The sequence below is a fragment of the Agromyces sp. PvR057 genome (assembly GCF_040547485.1).
GTDB lineage: Bacteria > Actinomycetota > Actinomycetes > Actinomycetales > Microbacteriaceae > Agromyces.
This window is the reverse complement of sequence record NZ_JBEPPT010000001.1, coordinates 1035537-1053615: the sequence shown is the minus strand read 5'-3', so window position 1 is coordinate 1053615 and position 18079 is coordinate 1035537. Positions and strand designations below refer to the sequence as shown.

The 18079-nt window shown below is 72.0% G+C and carries 16 protein-coding genes and 1 riboswitch; of the genes, 12 read left to right on the top strand and 4 right to left on the bottom strand.

Annotated features, from left to right (window positions below; all coding sequences use genetic code 11):
• Nucleotides 1–22: 22 nt before the first annotated feature.
• Nucleotides 23–104, bottom strand: a riboswitch (ZMP/ZTP riboswitch).
• A gap of 143 nt (nt 105–247) precedes the next feature.
• Entirely contained in the window at nt 248–1978 is a 1731-nt protein-coding gene (locus ABIC29_RS04675; protein ID WP_354243197.1) for a beta-N-acetylhexosaminidase, read from the top strand.
• Nucleotides 1979–2218: 240 nt separating this feature from the next.
• The gene (locus ABIC29_RS04670) at nt 2219–3115 is read left to right on the top strand and encodes a DUF559 domain-containing protein (RefSeq protein ID WP_354243195.1); all 897 of its coding nucleotides are present in this window, start codon (nt 2219–2221) and stop codon (nt 3113–3115) included.
• A gap of 120 nt (nt 3116–3235) precedes the next feature.
• Here the strand turns inward: ABIC29_RS04670 and ABIC29_RS04665 are convergent, their stop codons facing one another.
• From ABIC29_RS04665 to ABIC29_RS04655, 3 genes are all read right to left on the bottom strand, one after another.
• Nucleotides 3236–4144, bottom strand: a complete 909-nt coding sequence (locus tag ABIC29_RS04665) for a carbohydrate ABC transporter permease (protein ID WP_354243192.1) — start codon at nt 4142–4144, stop codon at nt 3236–3238.
• A 2-nt stretch (nt 4145–4146) separates the two neighbouring features.
• Nucleotides 4147–5049, bottom strand: a complete 903-nt coding sequence (locus ABIC29_RS04660; RefSeq protein WP_354243189.1) for a carbohydrate ABC transporter permease — start codon at nt 5047–5049, stop codon at nt 4147–4149.
• A gap of 179 nt (nt 5050–5228) precedes the next feature.
• Nucleotides 5229–6473, bottom strand: a complete 1245-nt coding sequence (locus tag ABIC29_RS04655; protein WP_116081054.1) for an extracellular solute-binding protein — start codon at nt 6471–6473, stop codon at nt 5229–5231.
• Between the two features lie 397 nt (nt 6474–6870).
• Here ABIC29_RS04655 and ABIC29_RS04650 point away from each other — a divergent pair, with 397 nt between their 5' ends.
• The 9 genes from ABIC29_RS04650 to ABIC29_RS04610 all read left to right on the top strand — a co-directional run bounded on the left by ABIC29_RS04650 (nt 6871) and on the right by ABIC29_RS04610 (nt 16252).
• Nucleotides 6871–7740 (top strand): SIS domain-containing protein, encoded by an 870-nt coding sequence (locus ABIC29_RS04650; protein ID WP_116081053.1) that lies wholly within the window; start codon nt 6871–6873, stop codon nt 7738–7740.
• Between the two features lie 2 nt (nt 7741–7742).
• Nucleotides 7743–8756 carry an ROK family protein gene (locus ABIC29_RS04645; protein ID WP_116081052.1) on the top strand — a complete coding sequence of 338 codons (1014 nt, stop codon included), beginning with the start codon at nt 7743–7745 and terminating at the stop codon, nt 8754–8756.
• Nucleotides 8757–8764: 8 nt separating this feature from the next.
• Nucleotides 8765–9787 (top strand): 1-phosphofructokinase family hexose kinase, encoded by a 1023-nt coding sequence (locus ABIC29_RS04640; RefSeq protein ID WP_354243186.1) that lies wholly within the window; start codon nt 8765–8767, stop codon nt 9785–9787.
• Entirely contained in the window at nt 9784–10638 is an 855-nt protein-coding gene (locus ABIC29_RS04635) for a class II fructose-bisphosphate aldolase (RefSeq protein WP_116081050.1), read from the top strand. The genes ABIC29_RS04640 and ABIC29_RS04635 overlap by 4 nt, the downstream gene beginning before the upstream one ends.
• Nucleotides 10635–11423 carry a DeoR/GlpR family DNA-binding transcription regulator gene (locus ABIC29_RS04630; protein ID WP_116081049.1) on the top strand — a complete coding sequence of 263 codons (789 nt, stop codon included), beginning with the start codon at nt 10635–10637 and terminating at the stop codon, nt 11421–11423. The genes ABIC29_RS04635 and ABIC29_RS04630 overlap by 4 nt, the downstream gene beginning before the upstream one ends.
• The gene (locus tag ABIC29_RS04625; RefSeq protein ID WP_116081048.1) at nt 11420–12586 is read left to right on the top strand and encodes an N-acetylglucosamine-6-phosphate deacetylase; all 1167 of its coding nucleotides are present in this window, start codon (nt 11420–11422) and stop codon (nt 12584–12586) included. Before ABIC29_RS04630 ends, ABIC29_RS04625 begins: the two co-directional genes overlap by 4 nt.
• Before the next feature lie 345 nt (nt 12587–12931).
• Entirely contained in the window at nt 12932–14821 is a 1890-nt protein-coding gene (locus ABIC29_RS04620) for a sigma-70 family RNA polymerase sigma factor (protein ID WP_354243182.1), read from the top strand.
• A 61-nt stretch (nt 14822–14882) separates the two neighbouring features.
• Nucleotides 14883–15755 (top strand): formyltetrahydrofolate deformylase, encoded by an 873-nt coding sequence (gene purU, locus ABIC29_RS04615; RefSeq protein ID WP_116081046.1) that lies wholly within the window; start codon nt 14883–14885, stop codon nt 15753–15755.
• Nucleotides 15756–15886: 131 nt separating this feature from the next.
• The gene (locus tag ABIC29_RS04610) at nt 15887–16252 is read left to right on the top strand and encodes a YrdB family protein (RefSeq protein WP_354243179.1); all 366 of its coding nucleotides are present in this window, start codon (nt 15887–15889) and stop codon (nt 16250–16252) included.
• 81 nt (nt 16253–16333) lie between these two features.
• On the opposite strand, the gene ABIC29_RS04605 is transcribed toward ABIC29_RS04610, so the two are convergent.
• On the bottom strand, nt 16334–17386 hold the full coding sequence (locus ABIC29_RS04605; protein WP_354243176.1) for an ABC transporter permease: 1053 nt from the start codon (nt 17384–17386) through the stop codon (nt 16334–16336).
• A gap of 98 nt (nt 17387–17484) precedes the next feature.
• Between ABIC29_RS04605 and ABIC29_RS04600 the strand changes: the two genes are divergently transcribed.
• Entirely contained in the window at nt 17485–18075 is a 591-nt protein-coding gene (locus ABIC29_RS04600) for a TetR/AcrR family transcriptional regulator (protein WP_116081043.1), read from the top strand.
• Nucleotides 18076–18079 lie beyond the last annotated feature (4 nt).

Genomic DNA, 18079 nt, shown 5'->3' with positions numbered 1-18079 from the left:
GCGACTCGCGCGACAAGGCATCCGTACCGGCCCAGGCGTGCGGTCGATACTCGCCAGTCGCTCCCCGATGGGAATCCATCTCAACGCCAGTCGCGACCCCGCAAGCATAGCAACGGATGCCGCGCGCGCGAGGATGGATGCGCGCGAACCCCTGTCGCCGGGGCCGCCTCGATGCCAAGATGGAATCACGCCGCAGTGTTAGGAATCCTTCGCATTCCCGCGCGGAGCCCGAGCACCCCGAGGACGCATGCCACGACGCACCCGCACCGCCGCACCCCGCGCACGGCGTGCACCCCTCGTCGCTCGCGGGGTCGCCCTCGGCCTCGCCACGGGCCTCGCGATCGCGGCGACCCTCACCGCGTGCACCGCACCGGCCAAGAACGGAGACGCCATGACCGGCATCGTGCCGGCGCCGATCAGCGCCGACTACCCCGACCGAGCGCCATTCACGCTTCAGGAGACCACCAGGCTCGTCGCCACGGGCGAGGGGGCCGCGGCGGTCGCCGAGACCTTCGGCGCGCTCGCCAGGGTGTCGACCGGCTTCGAGCTGCCCGTGGTCGAGGGCGCAGATGAGGCGGATGCCGCGGCATCCGACATCGCGTTCGTGATCGCCGACGGCGAGGCGCCCGACGGCGCGGCAGAGGGGTACACGCTCGAATCCGGATCCGACGGCGTGCGCCTCGGGGCCGAGACGCCCGCCGGCCTCTTCTGGGCGACGCAGTCGCTGCGCCAGCTGCTGCCCGCCGAGATCGAGCGAACGGATGCCGCGACGCCGCCCGCCGACGGATGGACGCTGCCCGCGGCATCCGTCGCCGATGCGCCGCGCTTCGCCTACCGCGGGTCGATGCTCGACGTCGCGCGCCACTTCTTCCCCGTCGAGGACGTGCTCGACCACATCGACCGCATCGCGCTGCTGAAGCTCAACGTGCTGCACCTGCACCTCACCGATGACCAGGGCTGGCGCATCCAGATCGACTCGTGGCCCGAGCTCACCGGGGCCGGCGCGACGACCTCGGTGGGCGGAGACGGCGGCGGCTTCTACACGAAGGACGACTACCGGCGCATCGTCGAGTACGCCGCGGGGCGGTTCGTGACCGTCGTGCCCGAGGTCGACCTGCCCGGACACACGAACGCGGCCCTGCATGCGTACCCCGAGCTGAACTGCGACGGCGTCGCGCCCAAGCCCTACGAGGGCGTCGAGGTCGGCTTCTCCTCGCTCTGCGCCTCGCCCGAACGCGCCGTCGCCACCGACCGGTTCCTCGCCGACGTCACGCGCGAGCTCGCCGAGATCACCCCCGGCCCGTGGCTGCACGTGGGCGGCGACGAGTCCCTCGCGACCTCGCAGGCCGACTACCTCGACCTCGTGCGCCGCATCACGGCCGCCGGCGCCGCGACCGGCAAGACCCTCATCGGCTGGCACGAGATGGGCGCCTCGCGCGACCTCCCCGCCGGCACCGTCGGCCAGTACTGGAGCTACGTCGAACCGCAGGAGGACGCGGCCGAGCACACGACGTCGTTCGTCGAGCAGGGCGGCAGCGTCATCCTCTCCCCCGCCGACGTCGCCTACCTCGACATGAAGTACCCCGACGACCCCGACGGCCCGCTCGGCAGCAAGCTCGGCCTCGACTGGGCCGACGGCGGCACGACCCTCGAGGAGGCGTACGGCTGGGAGCCCACCGCGATCGTGCCCGGGCTCGCCGAAGCCGACGTCCTCGGCGTCGAGGCACCCGTCTGGACCGAGACGCTCGCCGCCGCGCCCGACCTCGAGTTCATGGTGTTCCCCCGCATCGCGGCGATCGCCGAGATCGCGTGGTCGCCCGCACCCTCGGCGTCGGCTCTCGCCGAGGGCCGTCCCGTCACCGAGGGCGGGGCGCGTGACCTCGAGGACTTCGGCGCCCGCCTCGCCGCGCTCGGCACCCACCTCGACGCCCTTGGGGTCTCGTACCGCAAGGTCGGCGGGGTGCCCTGGGTCGACTGAGCGCGGCCGCTGGGCCGCCCGCCCGCCCGCTCGGCACGCCCCTGCCCGTCATGGATTCAGGCGAACGTGCGCTGCTCAGGCACGAATCCGCAGAACAGGCCTGAGTAGCGAACGTTCGCCTGAGCACCGTTCGATGAACGGGTGATGCCATCGTTCCTCCACACGCCCGCAGCGGACGCCCCACCATGCCGGCGGCCGGAACCACCGCCGTGGACGTGTCAGTGCCGCGAGGCTGGACCGATGCGCGATTCGCTCACCCGATGGCTCGAGGCCGAAGGCGGCATCCGGCACGTCCAACAGGCCCTCGCCGCGGGGTTCACGAAGTACTCGATCCGCGCCGCGGTCGCCGCCGGGTCCGTTCAGCGACTCCGGCGCGTGTGGCTCGCCGGCCCCGACGCGCCGCCGCTGCTCCGCGCGGCAGCCGCGATCGGCGGACGTGTCGCGTGCGTCACGGCCGCACGGGAGCACGGCTTGTGGGTCATCGACGACGACGTGCCGCATTTCGCCGTCGCCCACGGCGCTTCGCGATTCGACGCCGCTGGCGCGCGCATCCACTGGAACGCCGGGCCGCTCGGAGCCCGGACATTCGAGTTGGTCGAGCCGGTCGTAGATGCGCTGGTCCATGTCGCCGAGTGCCGGCCGCTCGACCACGCGCTCGCGACGTGGGAATCCGCTCTGCGGCAGGGAACCGTCGACCACCGGTACCTCGCACGTCTCCCGCTCCGGCACGCCTCGGCGCGCCGGGTCCGCGACGGCGCCTCCCAACTCTCGGATTCCGGACTCGAGTCGATCGCCGTCGCCCGGCTCCGGCGCATCGGGCTGCCGGTGCGTCAGCAGGTGCACCTGGCAGGGCACGCGGTCGACGGACTCGTCGGGTCCAGCTTGGTCATCCAACTCGACGGCTACGAGTTCCACCGGGATGCCGCGAGTCGGCGCCGTGACCTCGCCCACGACCGCCGGCTCGCCCTGCTGGGGTTCACGGTGCTGCGATTCGACTACCGGCAGGTGCTCTACGGCTGGCAGGAAGTCGAGCTCGAGATCCGATCGGCGGTGGCGATCGGCCTGCATGGCTCTTTGGGCGAACGCTCGTCAGGCGATCGCACGCTGCTCAGGCACAGCCGTGCGGAATCGGCCTGACGTGCGTGCGGGTGCCTGAGCAGGGTGCGAACCACGGTTCGGATCCGGGGCGTCACGCACGGCTTGCACGTGCAGCGTGCCGGATGCCGCGGCGGCGCGCCGCGGCATCCGGAACCGGGGTTACTTGACGCTGCCCGCCGTGAGGCCGCCGACGAGGCGCTTCTCGATGAGCATGAACAGGATCACGACCGGGATGATCGCCACGACCGAGACGCCGAAGACGTAGTGCCAGCTCGTCTCGTACTGGCCCACGAACTTCGTGAGCGCGACCGACAGCGGCTGGTTGCCCGCGGTCGAGAGGATCACGAGCGAGGCGGCGAACTCGTTCCAGCAGGCGACGAACGTGAAGACGATCGCGGTCACGATGCCGGGCCACACGAGCGGCAGCTGGATGCGGAACAGCACGGTGAGTCGCCCGGCGCCGTCGATCTGCGCGGCCTCGTCGACCTCCTTCGGGATGCCGGCGAAGAACGAGTGCATGATCCAGACGGCGAACGACAGGTTGAACGCGGCGTTGATGAGGATCATCGCCGCCCACGTGTCGACGAGGTCGACTGCCACGAACTGGCGGAACAGGCCCGAGGTGAGCACCGCCGGCTGCAGCATCTGCGTGACGATGACGAGGAACAGGAACACCATGCGCCCGGGGAACAGGTACCTGGCCGTGTAGTACGCCGCGGGCATCGCCACGAGCAGCACGAGCAGCGTGGCGAACACCGCGATCACGATCGTGGAGATGAGGTTCTGCACGAGGGGGGTCTCGGGCGTCGACCACATGGTGATGTAGTTCTCCCAGTGCCACTCCTGGGGGAAGTAGGTCGGGTCGACCGAGCGGATCTGCGCCTTCGTCTTGACCGAGCCGAAGAACATGATCGTGTACGGGAGGATGAAGATCGCGAGCACGACGAGACCGGCGAGCATGCGCAGCAGCACACGGCCGAGCGGGATCTGGTCCTCGGTGTAGCGACGTTTGCGAGCGGATGCCGCGGGCGGGGCGATCGTCTCGAAGGCGGGGGCGGTGACGGCCACGGTCAGACCTCCTTCATGGGCTTGACGACCCGGACGTACACGGCGACGATCACGATCACGATCAGGAACGCGACGACCGAGAGCGCGCTCGCGACGTCGAGCTTGTGCTGGTTCTGGATGTACTTGAAGATCAGCGTCATGATCGTGTCGGCGTCGTAGCCGGGGATCGAGCCGGTCATGACCTTCAGGATCGGCAGCGAGTTGAACACGTTGATGATGTTGATCAGCACGGCGACGCTGAGGGCGCCGCGCAGCTGCGGCAGCACGATGCTGAAGTAGGTGCGCACGGGCCCGGCACCGTCCATCTTCGCGGCCTCGACGATGTCGCCGGGCACCGTCGCGAGGCCCGCGAGGATCGTGTACGTGGTGAACGGCAGCGAGACGAAGACGGCGACCACGATCGACCAGGCGAAGGCCGTCTCGGGGTTGCGGGTCCATCCGTAGCCCTCTGGCGTGTCGACGAGGCCGACGTCGACGAGGAACTTGTTGATGATGCCGAAGTAGGGCTCGAGTCCGTAGTAGACGACCATCGTCGTCATGACGACCGAGGCGGCCCACGGGATGATCACGGCGAGGCGGACGATGCGCCGGCCGGGGAACGCCTTGTCGAGGATCTGGGCGAGGCCGAGCGAGAGCAGCACGGTCACCGCGACGACCACGACGACCCAGATGATCGTGCGGCCGAAGATCGGCCAGAAGTACGGGAAGTTGAACACCTCGACGAAGTTGTCGAAGCCGACCGATCCCTTGTCGACGCCCGACTGCGAGATGTCCCGCGTGGAGTTGAAGAACATGACGACGGCCGGGTACAGCACGACGCCGAAGATGAGGACGAGGGCGGGGCCGATCCAGGGCAGGGCCGCGAGGAGGTCGCGGCCGCGGCGGCGCGGCCGGCGCTCGCCCACGGGGACTTCTGGCTCCGGGCCGGCGCTTCGGCCCGACCCCGACCCGCCGGAGCGGGGGCGGCTGTCGGCCGCCCCCGCCGGGGTCGATGACACATCTGACGTGGTGCTCATGAGTCGGTGGTCACCGATCCCTCCGGTCGTGCTGATTGGTGCGTGATGGTGCTGGTGCGCTGGTCGGGTCAGCCCGCGTCGGCCTGCGCCTGGACCTCGGTGAGGACGTCCTGCGCGGGCTTCGTCTGGATCTGGCCGAACAGGGCCTTGAACGCGGAGTCCGCGGCCGACCATCCGGGGTTGGTGCTCGGGTAGAACTGCGCGTCGGGCAGCACGTCGAGGAACGGCTTCAGCGCCTCCTCGCCGCCGAGCGCCTCGGCGCCCGACTTCGTGACCGGCAGGAAGCCCTCGGCCTGCACCCACGGCACGTACACGTCGGACGAGTAGTAGTAGTCGAGGAACTTCGTGATCGCATCCTGCTTGTCGCCGTCGTTCTGGAAGGCCATGAGCTGGTCCATGACGCCGAGCGTGAAGGGGCTGCCGTCCTTGGTGGGGATGGGCACGATCGAGTAGTCGAGATCGGGGTTGTTGTCGGCGATCTGGCCGACGGTCGGCGGGAGGCCTACCTGCATGCCGATCTTGCCCTGGATGAAGATGTCCATGAGCGGCGAGCGGTCGGTCGAGCCCGGGTCGGCCTGGGTCGCACCCGCGTCGATCATCTTCTTGATCTGCTCGGCACCGGGCAGGTTCGACGGGTCGTCGATCGTGATCGTCGATGCGTCGCCGAAGGTGCCGCCACCGCCCCAGAGCCACACGGCCGCCTCGGCCTGCGCCTCCTCGGAGCCGAGCGGCATGCCATAGCCGGCGACGCCGCCGCCGAGTGCGGAGACCTTGGTGGCGGCGTCGAGCAGCTCGTCCCAGTTGGTGGGAGCCTGGGCGCCGGCCTGCTCGAGCAGGGCGTTGTTCACGAACAGCGCGCGGGCCGACGCGATGAGCGGCAGCGCGTAGGCGGTGCCGTCGACCTCGGCGTTGGCGATGAACGAGTCCTGGAAGTCGGAGTAGGTCTCGGGCGAGACGACGTCTTCGGCCGGGTAGAGCAGGTCGTCGGCGGCGAAGCCGGCGAACGGGCCGCCGTTGTAGATGTCGGGCGCCTCGCCTGCCTGGATCTTCGTGGCGATGACGGTCTCGAGGTTGTCCCACGACTGGACCTCGAGCTTGACGTCGATGTCGGTGTTCTCGGCCTCGAAGCCCGTGATGACGTCTTCCCAGAGGCCCTGGGTGGCATCGGAGTAGCTGGGAACGAGCAGGTCGATCGTGGTCTTGCCCGACGCGCTGTCGTCGGATCCGCCGCCGCCGAACCCGCACGACGCGAGCGTCAGCGTGGCCGTGGCCGCGAGCGCGACCGCTGCGCTGAGACGCAGTGACTTCTTCATGGATGCTTTCCTCACTCTGATGGGTGGTGCACCGGCCGCGTCGAGCGTTCACGCCCCGGTGCGTGTGTTCCGATCGAGCACATTCACGCTGCGATGTGCTGTTTCATGAACGTTTCTCCGATAAACGAGCAGATTCGTTCACTCGGTGCGGAAAACTTACGACTCCGCTCCAGCGGGCGTCAACCCCTCGCGAACGATCGTTACGCAATTTGTTCAGGAACTTCACAAACCAACGTCGGCAGCCGTACGCTTTCCAAAACACGCGCAGGCATGATTGTTAGACAGGCCAAGCACTCATCTGCAATCATGAATTCATCACGCTCGCCTCGCGAGCCCGACCGACTCCCCGGGAGCAGAACACGTGACCTCCACGCCGACCCATCAGCCCGCAGCGCACATGGCCGCCGAACTCGAGTCGCAGCCGTCGACCTGGGCCCGAGCCGCCGCACTCACCGACGAGCAGCGAGCCCTGCCCGCGCACGGCGCACGCATCGCGGTCGTCGGCTGCGGCACGTCCTGGTTCATGGCCCAGTCGTACGCCTGGCTCCGCGAATCCGGCGGCCACGGCGAGACCGACGCGTTCACGGCGTCCGAGGCGTTCGTCGATCGCGGCTACGACGCCGTGGTCGCGCTGACCCGGTCGGGCACGACCACCGAGGTGCTGCAGCTCGTCGAGCACCTCCGCGGGCGGGTGCGCACGGTCGGCGTCATCGGCGACCCGACGTCGCCGCTCGTCGGCCTCGTCGACGAGGCGATCACGCTGCCGTTCGCCGACGAGCAGTCGGTCGTGCAGACCCGCTTCGCGACGACCGCGCTCGCGCTCTTCCGCGCCTCGCTCGGCGAGGACCTCGAGCGGGCGATCGCGGATGCCGCGGCGGCCGTCGACGAGACGCTCGACCCCGAGCTGGTCGACGCCGAGCAGTACTCGTTCCTCGGGCAGGGCTGGTCGGTCGGCCTCGCGCACGAGGCGGCGCTGAAGATGCGCGAGGCATCGCAGTCGTGGACCGAGTCCTACCCGTCGATGGAGTACCGCCACGGACCCATCGCGATCGCCGCACCGGGTCGCGTGACGTGGCAGTTCGGCGAGGCGCCGACGGGACTCGCAGGCGACGTGCACGCGACGGGCGCCAGGTTCGAGGCCGGGACGCTCGATCCGATGGCCGAGCTCGTCCGCGCCCAGCGGGTCGCACTCGCCAGAGCCCGTGCCCGTGGGCTCGACCCCGACGCGCCCCGCAACCTCACGCGTTCCGTCATCCTCGACGCCTGACCATGTCCGCCGACGACCGCTCCCCCGCGCACGGCTCGCCCTCGGGCGACGCCGCCGAGCCGGGCCGGCCCGTGCTCGGGCCCGGCTCCGCGGTGCTCGCCTTCGACGTCGGCGGCACCGACACCAAGTCGGCGCTGGTCGACCGGACCGGGCGGGTCGTCGGTCTCCGACGCACGGCGACCCCGATCGATCCGGCCGACCCGGCACGCTCGGTCGTCGACTCCCTGGCCGAGCTGGCCGCGGCCCTCCTCGCCGAGCATCCGGGCGTCGAACCGGTCGCCGTGGGCCTCAGCGTTCCCGGCATCGTCGACGAGACTGCCGGCGTGGGCGTCTTCGCCTCGAACTTCGGATGGCGCGACGCGCCGATCCGCGCCCACGGCGAGCGCGCGCTCGGCCTGCCGGTCGCATTCGGGCACGACGTGCGGGCCGCGGGCGACGCCGAGCACCGCCTCGGGGCCGCGCAGGGCTACGACGACGTGATCGTGCTGGCCATCGGCACGGGCATCGCCGGGTCGATCGTGCTCGACGGCAGGCCGCTCGCCGGCGGCGGGTTCGCCGGCGAGATCGGCCACTCGCTGTCCGATCCGCATGGCGAGCGGTGCGCATGCGGGGCGATCGGATGCCTCGAGACCATCGCCTCGGCCGGTGCGATCGCGCGGCGCTACACCGCGGCATCCGGCATCCCCGTCCTCGGTGCCCGCGAGGTGCTCGCGGCCGCCACGGCCGGCGACGAGATCGCGGCGGGCGTCTGGAACGACGCCCTCGACGCACTGGCCGACTCGCTCGCCAGGCTCACCGCCACCATCGCGCCGCAGGCGGTCGTCATCGGCGGCGGGCTCTCGCAGGCCGGCGCGGCCCTGTTCGACCCGTTGCGCGAGCGTCTCGACGCGCGCCTCAGCTTCCACCGCCGCCCCGCGCTGCTCCGCGCGAGCCTCGGCGACGACGCCGGCCTGCTCGGCACGGCGCTCGCGGCCCGCGACCTCGCGACGGGCCGGGCGACGGGGGCGACCGCATGATCGTCGCGGTGACGCCGAATCCGGCGCTCGACCTGACGTGGCAGGTCGACCGGCTCGTCCCGGGCGAGACGCATCGCGTCGGTACGGGAACGACCCGTGCGGGCGGCAAGGGCGTCAACGTCGCCCGGGTGCTGCACGGGCAGGGCATCGACGTGCTCGCACTCGCGACCGCCGGCGGCCAGACCGGTGCCGAGTTCGCCGCGGAGCTCGTCGCGAGCGGCGTCCCGCATCGACTCGTGCCCGTCTCGGGCGCCACGCGCCGGAGCGTCGCCATCGTCGACACGGATGCCGCGCACACCGCCGTGCTCAACGAGCACGGCTCCCCGCTCACCCCAGACGAGGCTGCCGCCCTCGACACGGCCGCCCTGGCCGCGGCCGCCCTCGACACGGCCGCCCTGGCCGCGGCCGCCCCGGACGCTGCCGCCCGCGTCGACGTCGTCGTCATCGCGGGCAGCCTCCCGCCCGGCTACGCGCCCGAGCAGCTCGGCGCGCTCGTGACCGCGTTGAACACCTCGGGCGTGCGCGTGATCGTCGACACGAGCGGCCCCGGGCTCCTCGAGGCCGCGCGCGCCGGCGCCTACGCGCTGAAGCCGAACGGCGAGGAGCTCACCGCAGCGACCGGGCTCGACGACCCGCTGGCGGGTGCCCGCATCCTGCTCGACCTCGGCGCGACGCTCGTCGTCGTCTCGCTCGGCGGCGACGGGCTCATGCTGGTCAGCCGGGCGGAGGGCGGTCGACCGGTCCGCGCACGACTTCCTCGTGTGCTCCGCGGCAATGCGACCGGGGCGGGCGACGCCGCCGTCGCCGCGATCGCCGCGACCCTCGTCGAGCCCATCGCCTTCGACGCCGACACCGTGCCCGCCGCCGAGGCTCGACGCCGACTGGCGCGGAAGGCGGTCGCGTGGTCGGCATCCGCCGTGCTCGCACCGCTCGCGGGCTCCCTCTCACCCGAGCACGACGCCTTCGAACGCGAGGTCGTCGTCGAGCCCCTGCTCCCCCGCACCGCCGAGACCCACGAGGATCCCGCATGACGCTCGCCCCCACCCGCCGCCTGCTCGACGAGGCCGTCGCCGCGCGACGCGGACTCGGCGCCTTCAACGTGCTGCACCTCGAGACCGCCGAGGCCCTCGTGGCCGCCGCAGAGCAGACCGGGCTGCCGGTCGTGCTGCAGCTCTCCGAGAACTGCGTGAAGTTCCACGGCGGACTCGACCCGATCGCCCGTGCGACCCTCGCGGTCGCCGACACCTCCAGCGCGCAGGTGGCCGTGCACCTCGACCACGCCGAGGACCCCGACCTGGCGCTGCGGGCCATCGACCTCGGCTTCGGCTCCGTCATGTACGACGGCGCGAAGCTCCCGTTCGAGCAGAACGTCGCGACCACGCGTCGCGTCGTGGCCCACGCCGCGACATCCGGCGTGCTCGTCGAGGCCGAGCTCGGCGAGATCGGCGGCAAGGACGGCGCCCACGCTCCTGGCGTGCGCACCGACCCCGACGAGGCCGCCCGCTTCGTCGACGAGACCGGCGTCGGCGCCCTCGCCGTGGCGGTGGGCTCCTCGCACGCGATGACCGAGCGCGTCGCCGCCATCGACCTCGGCCTCATCGCGCGTCTCCGCAGTGCCGTGCCGGTGCCACTCGTGCTGCACGGATCGTCTGGCGTCGCCGACGACCTGCTCGTCGAGGGCATCCGCTCGGGGCTCGTCAAGGTCAACGTGTCGACGCACCTGAACGCGCAGTTCACGAGGGCGATCCGCGCCTCCCTCGACGCGAACCCCGCCGTCGTAGACTCGCGAACGTATCTCGCCGCCGGGCGCGATGCGGTCGCCCTCGAGGCCGCGCGCCTCCTCGAGCTCTTCGGATCCGCCGGAAAGGACCCCAACGGATGAACCGTGCCGAGCGTCTCAGCGCCGTGCTCGACCTGCTCGCCGAGAACAACCAGGTCGAGGTCGAGCAGATCGTCGATCGGCTCGCCGTGTCGCCGGCGACCGCGCGCCGCGACCTCGACGCGCTCGCCCAGCAGCAGCTCCTCACGCGCACTCGCGGCGGCGCCGTCGCCCACTCCGTCGCCTACGACCTGCCCCTGCGCTACAAGAACCAGCAGAACCCCGATGCGAAGGCGGCCATCGCCAGGGCCGCGAGCGCACTCGTGCCGCGCGGCGCCGTGATCGGCCTCTGCGGAGGCACGACGTCGACCGCGATCGCCGACGCGCTCATGGCGCGGGCGGACATCATGGAGCCCGCGCCCGACCCCGGACTCACCGTGGTCACGAACGCGCTGAACATCGCGATGCAGCTCTCGGTGCGGCCGCAGATCAAGACCGTCGTGACGGGCGGCGTCGTGCACCCGCGGTCCTACGAGCTCGTGGGCTCCTACGTCGACGCGGTGCTCGGCAACATCACGCTCGATCTCGCGTTCATCGGCGTCAACGGCATCGACGCGCTCGTGGGGCCGACCTCGCACGACGAGCGCGAGGCCGCGGTCAACACGCTCATGGCCTCACGTGCCGCGCACGCGGTGATCGTCGCCGACTCCTCGAAGATCGACAAGCGTGCCTTCGCCGCAATCGGTCCGAGCCGGCTGTTCACGACCGTCATCACCGACGAGGGCGCGACGCAGGAGCAGCGCCAACGGCTCAGCGAGCACGGCTACGACGTTATCGTTGCCTCGTGAGCTCCGGCACGACCGTCATCCATTCCGCGCGCCTCGTTCGCGCCTCCGGCATCGTCGACGACGCCTGGGTGCGCTTCGACGGCGACCGCATCGCCGCCGTCGGCACGGGCGGCGCCTGGGCCGAGCCCTCGGGCCTCGACGCGCCCGACGTCCACGTGACGGATGCCGCGGGGCGGCTGCTCGCGCCGGGGTTCATCGACCTGCACTGCCACGGGGCCGGCGGGGCCGCCGCCGATGAGGGCGTCGAGGCGATCGAACGCATCCTCTCGGTGCACAACCGGCACGGCACCACGCGCAGCGTGCTCTCCCTCGTGACCGCGTCGATCGACGACCTGGTCTCGCAGGTGCAGACCATCGCCGCCATCAGCCGCCGCGACCCTCGGCTGCTGGGCTCGCACCTCGAGGGGCCGTTCCTCGACCACGGCTTCCGCGGCGCACACGACCCCGCGCTGCTCCGGGCGGCCGATGCGGCATCCGTCGACCGCCTGCTCGACGCGGCCGACGGCACGCTCAGGCAGATCACGATCGCCCCCGAGCACGAGGGCGCGTCCGCGGCGATCGCCCGGTTCGTCGGCGCGGACGTCCGGGTCGCCGTCGGCCACACCGGCGCCGACTTCGACACCGCTCTCGCGGCCTTCGACGCCGGCGCCTCACTGCTCACGCACGCGTTCAACGCGATGCCGGCCATCCACCATCGGATGCCGGGGCCCGTCGTCGCGGCGATGCACGCACCACACGTGACCCTCGAGGTCATCAACGACGGCGTGCACGTGCATCCCGACGTCGTGCGCCTCGCGTTCGCCGGGGCGCCCGGCCGCATCGCGCTCATCACCGACGCGATGGCCGCGGCGGGCTCTGCCGACGGCCGGTACCTCCTCGGATCGCTCGAGGTCGACGTGGTCGACGGCGTCGCACGACTCGTCGACGGCGGGTCGATCGCCGGTTCCACGCTCACGCTCGACGTCGCGCTGCAGCGCGCGGTCGCCGTCAGCGGCCTGTCGGTCGAGGTCGCGATCGCCGCCCTCACCGAGGTGCCGGCCGCCGCGATCGGTCGCGCGCACGACCTCGGCCGCCTCGACGTGGGCTTCGCGGCCGACGCGGTGCTGCTCGGCGACGACCTCTCGGTCGAGCGCGTGTGGGGCGCCGGCACCGAACTCGCCTGACGCGTCGCGCATCGTCGTGGCGCACCCGGGCGACGGCCCGCCCCGAGAGCGGGTCCGCAGGTGTGTTCCCCTTCACCTCCGGACCCGCTCAGGCGATCGGTCATCGCCCCCACGACGAGCCGATCCCGGCGTCCGACCGGCGTGGGGTTGGGGTCCCGGCGCCGGCCGGCCGCAAGGGCACCTCTCGGTCGCCCTCACCTATGAGACGCCTCGGCGCCCGATTCATGACGCGGTTCCTGAGGAAATCTGGTGAAATAGCCCTACCCGTCCTGAATCGCGTCATGATCCGCCCTCCGACGCGTCTCTCAGGTGAACCCCCGCTCGCCCGAACCCGAAGGAGGCGGCATGGCCCGCCTGCGCGAAGAACCGTCCGCCGACGCCGCGCTCATCGCGCGCGTCCGCACGGGCGACCGCGCCGCATACGGGGAGCTCTGGAACCGTCACGCGGCCGCGGCGCGCACCGTGGCACGTTCGTACAGCTCGCTCGACCCCGACGACCTCGTCTCGGAGTCGTTCACCCGCATCTACGACATCCTGCTCGCCGGCGGCGGCCCACAGGGGGCGTTCCGGCCCTACCTGTTCACGACCATCCGCAACACGGCCTCGAGCTGGGGCCGCGCGCGGCAGGAGACCAACCTCGAGACGCTCGAGTCCTTCGAAGATCCCGCGACGAGCGAAGCGGCGACCCTCGACGCGCTCGACCGGTCGACGACCGCGCGCGCGTTCCGCTCGCTGCCGACGCGGTGGCAGGAGGTGCTCTGGTACTGCGAGGTCGAGGGCATGACCCCGCAACAGGTCGCCCCGTTGGTCGGCATGAGCGCGAACAGCACCGCGGCGCTCGCCTACCGGGCGCGCGAGGGACTGCGCCAGGCGTGGATCCGTGCGCACCTGCGCGATGCGAAGACCGAGCCCGAGTGCGGCTGGACCATCGAGCGGCTCGGCACCTATGCGCGCGGCAAGCTCGGCACCCGTGACACCGCACGGCTCGAGACGCACCTCGACGGCTGCGCCAAGTGCACGATCATCGCGGCCGAGGCACGCGAGGTCGGCTCGCGACTCGCCCTCGTGCTGTTGCCCCTCGTGGCCGGCGTCGGCGGCGCCACGGCGTACTCGGCGTGGCTCTCGCAGGGCGTGCCGGTGGCCGACGTCGCCCTCGGGGTGGCGGGTGCGGGAGCCGGGGGCGGTGCAGGGGCTGGTTCGACGAGCGCCGGAGCCTCCGGAGCCGGAGCCTCGAGTGGCGGCGCGGCCTCCGGCGGTGCCGCCGGGTCATCGGCGGCCGTGGCCGCCGGTTCGGGCGCGGCGACCGCGGGCATCGGCGGCGTCGCGATCGGCGGCGGCATCGGCGTGCTCGCCCTGGCGGCCGCCGCCGTCGCGGCTGCGGTCGTCGTCGCGCCGAACTTCGGACCGGCCTCGCCCGACCAGGCGCCACCGGCCGCGGCGGTGGCCGCAGAGTCGTCCGAGCAGCCCGCCGCAGGCCCGGCCCCGACAGCGCCGCCCGCGCCGACGCCCGAGGCCCCCGCGCCGAGCGTCGAGCCCGAACCGGAGCCCGACACCGAACCGGGCCCGTCCGAGCCGCTCCCCGCCTCGCCGCTGCGCGAGGCCGCGACCCCGACGAACCCGAATCCGCCGATCGTCGAGCCGGTGGAGCCGGTCGACCCCGTGGACCCGGTCGACCCCGTGGACCCGGTCGACCCCGTCGACCCCGTCGACCCGGTCGACCCCGTCGACGCCGTCGCACTGCCGCCGGGCGTGGCGGAGCCGGACACCGCCGACGGCCGCGTCGACCCGATCCTCTCCGGTACCGCCGAGCCCGGCGCGAGCGTGCTGGTCACGGCGAACGGCCGCACGTGGTCCACCACGGCGACCGCCGACGGCGCGTGGACGATCACGGTCGACGGCCTGCCCGCCGCCACGACGGCCATCGCCGTGGTGCAGACCGACACCGCGGGCAACGTCTCCGCGGCGACCACGATCGAGGTGGCGCTCTCGAGTCCGCAGCTCCGGCTCGGCTGGGGGCGCTTCGGCTGGCAGGGCGAGTACGTCGGCGCGGCGAACGCCGTCGTCCGAGTGAGCCTCGGCGGGTGGTACACGAGCGACGTCGTGCTCGACGGGAGCGGCCGCGCCGCGGCATCCGGAGCGCTGCTGGCCCTCGTGTCCAACTTCATCGACGTCACGGTGCGCTACGTGGTCGACGACCGCAGCGGCCCCGCGGCCGGCGTCACCTGGCTCGACTAGCGCGGCCGGCGCCCGGCCGCCGGCGCGTTCCCCGGCGTCGCCTCCCCGGTACGCTGGGCGGATGACCTCGGATGCCTCGACCGACCACCTGAACCACTGGGTCCTCACGCTGAGCTGCGTCGACTCGCCGGGCATCGTGCACGCCATCAGCGGAGCGATCGTCGCCGCGCGCGGCAACATCACCGAGAGCCAGCAGTTCGCGAGCACCGAGACCGGCCGCTTCTTCATGCGCGTGCAGATCGAGTCGCCCGCACTGCGCGCCGAGTTCGAGGCTGCGCTCGAGCCGATCACGGCCCGCTGGCAGATGACGTGGGAGCTCGACGAGGTCGGGCGGCCGCTGCGCACCCTCGTGCTCGCCTCCACCGCGGGCCACTGCGTCAACGACCTCCTGTTCCGCCAGCGCGCCGGACAGCTGCCGATCGAGATCCCGCTCGTGCTCTCGAACCACGGCACCCTTCGCGACCTGGTCGACTTCTACGGGGTGCCGTTCGAGGCATCCCCCGTGACCGATCCCGCGGCCAAGGCCGCGTTCGAGGCGCGCGTGCTCGAGGCGGTCGACGCGCACGACATCGAGCTCGTGGTGCTCGCCCGCTACATGCAGATCCTCTCGCCCGAGCTCTGCGCGGCCCTCGCCGGCCGATGCATCAACATCCACCACTCGTTCCTGCCGGGCTTCAAGGGCGCGAACCCCTACCGTCAGGCGCACGCACGCGGCGTGAAGCTCATCGGCGCGACCGCGCACTTCGTCACGAGCGACCTCGACGAGGGGCCCATCATCGAGCAGAACGTCGTGCGCGTCGAGCACTCGCGCTCGGTCGCCGAGCTCGTCGCGATCGGGCAGGACGAGGAGAGCCGCACCCTGAGCCAGGCGGTGAAGTGGTTCGCCGAGCGCCGCGTGCTGCTCGACGGCGCGCGCACGATCATCTTCCGCTGAGGCGTTCGGGGCGACCGTGCGCGACCAGCTCGGTCCGATCGGTCGGCGAGCGGATGCCGCGCGCGGGCGTCGGCGCCCTCGACACCGTTCGAGGCGGTTGCACCCCGTCGGGCGAAGTAGGCTGGTCTCCCGTGAGCAGTGCACTCCCCCAGTCCCAGCCCAAGATCGGTCCGAACGACATCCTCCGCTTCCTGCTGGAGCTCTTCGCGTTCGTGAGCCTCGGCATCTGGGGTTTCATGTCGTTCCCGCTGCCGTGGCCCGGCGTGCTGATCGGCCTCGCCGCTCCGGCCCTCGCCGTCCTCGCGTGGGCGCTGTTCCTGTCGCCCAAGTCGGTGTTCCGCATCGACGTGTTCGGGCGGGCCATCGTCGAGATCGTCATCTTCACGACCGTCGCGATCGCCTGGTGGACCCTGGGCCAGCCCATCGTGGCGATCGTGTTCGCCGTGGTCGCCGCGGTGAGCGGCATCCTGCACGGACGCAGCCAGCTGGCCGACTGAGCGCCGTCGATCGCATGCACGAAGGCCCCGACATCCGCTGACCGGATCTCGGGGCCTTCGTCGCGTGATCGAGCGCGGCGCTCAGGCCGCTACCGCCGCCTCGGCGTCGGGCTCGGCGCCGCCGGCGGTGCGGAAGTGTCCGACGACCGAGAGCAGGAGCCCGCCGACCGCCCATGCGCCCAGCACGAGCCACGGGAACGTCGCGTCGGCCTCGGGGAAGTACGAGAGATCGCGGAGCAGCGTCGCCGCAGCCCCGGGCGGGAACCACTGGCCGACCTCGCCCCACGGTGCGAGCAGGAACTCCTTCGGCACGGCCGCGGCCGAGAGCGGATTCGCGAAGAGCAGCATCACGACGGGCCCGAACGCGATGCCCGCGCGGCCGATGAGGGCGACCAGGCCCGTGATGGGGGCGGCGATGGCGATGAGGGTCAGGCCGATGGCTGCGGCATCCGCCCAGTAGTCGCCCTGCAGCGAGCCGAACCAGCCGCCGAGGATCCAGGCGAGCAGGAGGCCTCCTGCGGCGCCGTAGACGACCACGGCGAACACACGGCGGAGCGCCCCGATGACGACGATCGAGACGGCGATGCCGCCGATCATGCCGCCGAGCACGAGCGGGAACATCGCCGTGGCGATGCCGGTGCCGCGGGCGTCCGTCTCGGCGAGCGGCACGACGTCGGTCACCGCGACCACGATGGTGTCGGGCGCGGGCGCCCCGGCAGCCGCCGCAGCCGCCTGGGCCTGCGCGTTCACGCCCTCCTGGAGGCTCGCGGCGACGCCGGTCAGCAGCTGCGCGACCGCGAGTCCGCCGCCGGAGGCGACGAGCACCTCTGGCTTCTCGCCCAGGATCACGGCGCCGTAGACGTCGCGCTGCTCGATGGCCTGCACGGCGGCGTCGCGGTCGGCGACCGTCTCGAGCGCGACGGCGCCATCGGCCTTCTCGTCGATGGCCTCGGATGCCGCCGCGACGGCCGACTCGGGGCCGGTGATCGCGACCGCAACATCCTTCGGGTCGATCGTGACGGTCGGCCACGAGAACGCGAGCACGAGCACGCCGACGAGGGCGACGAGCGCGAGGGCGAGCGCGGCGACCCGCGCCAGCGGCGTGTGCGCCGTCGTGGCATCCGGATGCGACATGGTTCCTCCAATAAAAACGAATATTCGTTCTTTATTGTCCGTGGAGCTTCTATGCTTGTCAAGAACGCCCGTTCGGTTTGGGCTGCGAGGAGGCACGGATGCCGAAGGTCACCGCCGAGTATCGCGCGGCCCGCCGCGACGAGATCATCGAGGCCGCGTTGCGGAGCTTCGCCGAGCGCGGCATCCAGCGCACGTCGATGGCCGACGTCATCGAGAGCTCGGGACTCTCCGCCGGCGCGATCTACGGGCACTTCGCCGGCAAGAAGGAACTGTTCACCGCCGTCGCCGAGCGCGTGCTCGACTCACGGTCGGCCGAGCTCGAGGAGCTCGGGCGCGACGGCGCGGTGCCGTCGCCCGGCGAGCTCATGGCCTCCCTGCTCAGGGGCATGAGCCGGGAGCCCTTCGCCGACGTCGTCGTGCAGCTCTGGGGCGACGCGGCGATCGATCCCGAGATCCGATCGATGGTGCAGGGCGTGTTCGCGCGGCTCCGCGGCATCCTCGAGCACGGGATCCTGGCCTGGGCTCTGGCGAACCCCGACCGCGTCGAGGGCGACCCGGCCGAGTGGGCGAAGCGTGCCGCACCCGTCGTGCTCGGATTCGGGCCCGGGTTCCTGCTGCAGCGAGCGCTCATCGACGGCTTCGACGCCGACGCCTACCTCGCGACGATGCCCGAGCTGCTCCCGCGCTGACGCG

What these genes read in the sequence shown, in the direction of transcription:
- purU (WP_116081046.1), top strand. Translation starts at nt 14,883, where the DNA reads ATGACCTCGGATGCCTCGACCGACCACCTGAACCACTGGGTCCTCACG.
- ABIC29_RS04600 (WP_116081043.1), top strand. Translation starts at nt 17,485, where the DNA reads ATGCCGAAGGTCACCGCCGAGTATCGCGCGGCCCGCCGCGACGAGATC.
- ABIC29_RS04635 (WP_116081050.1), top strand. Translation starts at nt 9,784, where the DNA reads ATGACGCTCGCCCCCACCCGCCGCCTGCTCGACGAGGCCGTCGCCGCG.
- ABIC29_RS04655 (WP_116081054.1), bottom strand. Translation starts at nt 6,473, where the DNA reads ATGAAGAAGTCACTGCGTCTCAGCGCAGCGGTCGCGCTCGCGGCCACG.
- ABIC29_RS04605 (WP_354243176.1), bottom strand. Translation starts at nt 17,386, where the DNA reads ATGTCGCATCCGGATGCCACGACGGCGCACACGCCGCTGGCGCGGGTC.
- ABIC29_RS04670 (WP_354243195.1), top strand. Translation starts at nt 2,219, where the DNA reads ATGCGCGATTCGCTCACCCGATGGCTCGAGGCCGAAGGCGGCATCCGG.
- ABIC29_RS04630 (WP_116081049.1), top strand. Translation starts at nt 10,635, where the DNA reads ATGAACCGTGCCGAGCGTCTCAGCGCCGTGCTCGACCTGCTCGCCGAG.
- ABIC29_RS04645 (WP_116081052.1), top strand. Translation starts at nt 7,743, where the DNA reads ATGTCCGCCGACGACCGCTCCCCCGCGCACGGCTCGCCCTCGGGCGAC.
- ABIC29_RS04650 (WP_116081053.1), top strand. Translation starts at nt 6,871, where the DNA reads ATGGCCGCCGAACTCGAGTCGCAGCCGTCGACCTGGGCCCGAGCCGCC.
- ABIC29_RS04620 (WP_354243182.1), top strand. Translation starts at nt 12,932, where the DNA reads ATGGCCCGCCTGCGCGAAGAACCGTCCGCCGACGCCGCGCTCATCGCG.
- ABIC29_RS04675 (WP_354243197.1), top strand. Translation starts at nt 248, where the DNA reads ATGCCACGACGCACCCGCACCGCCGCACCCCGCGCACGGCGTGCACCC.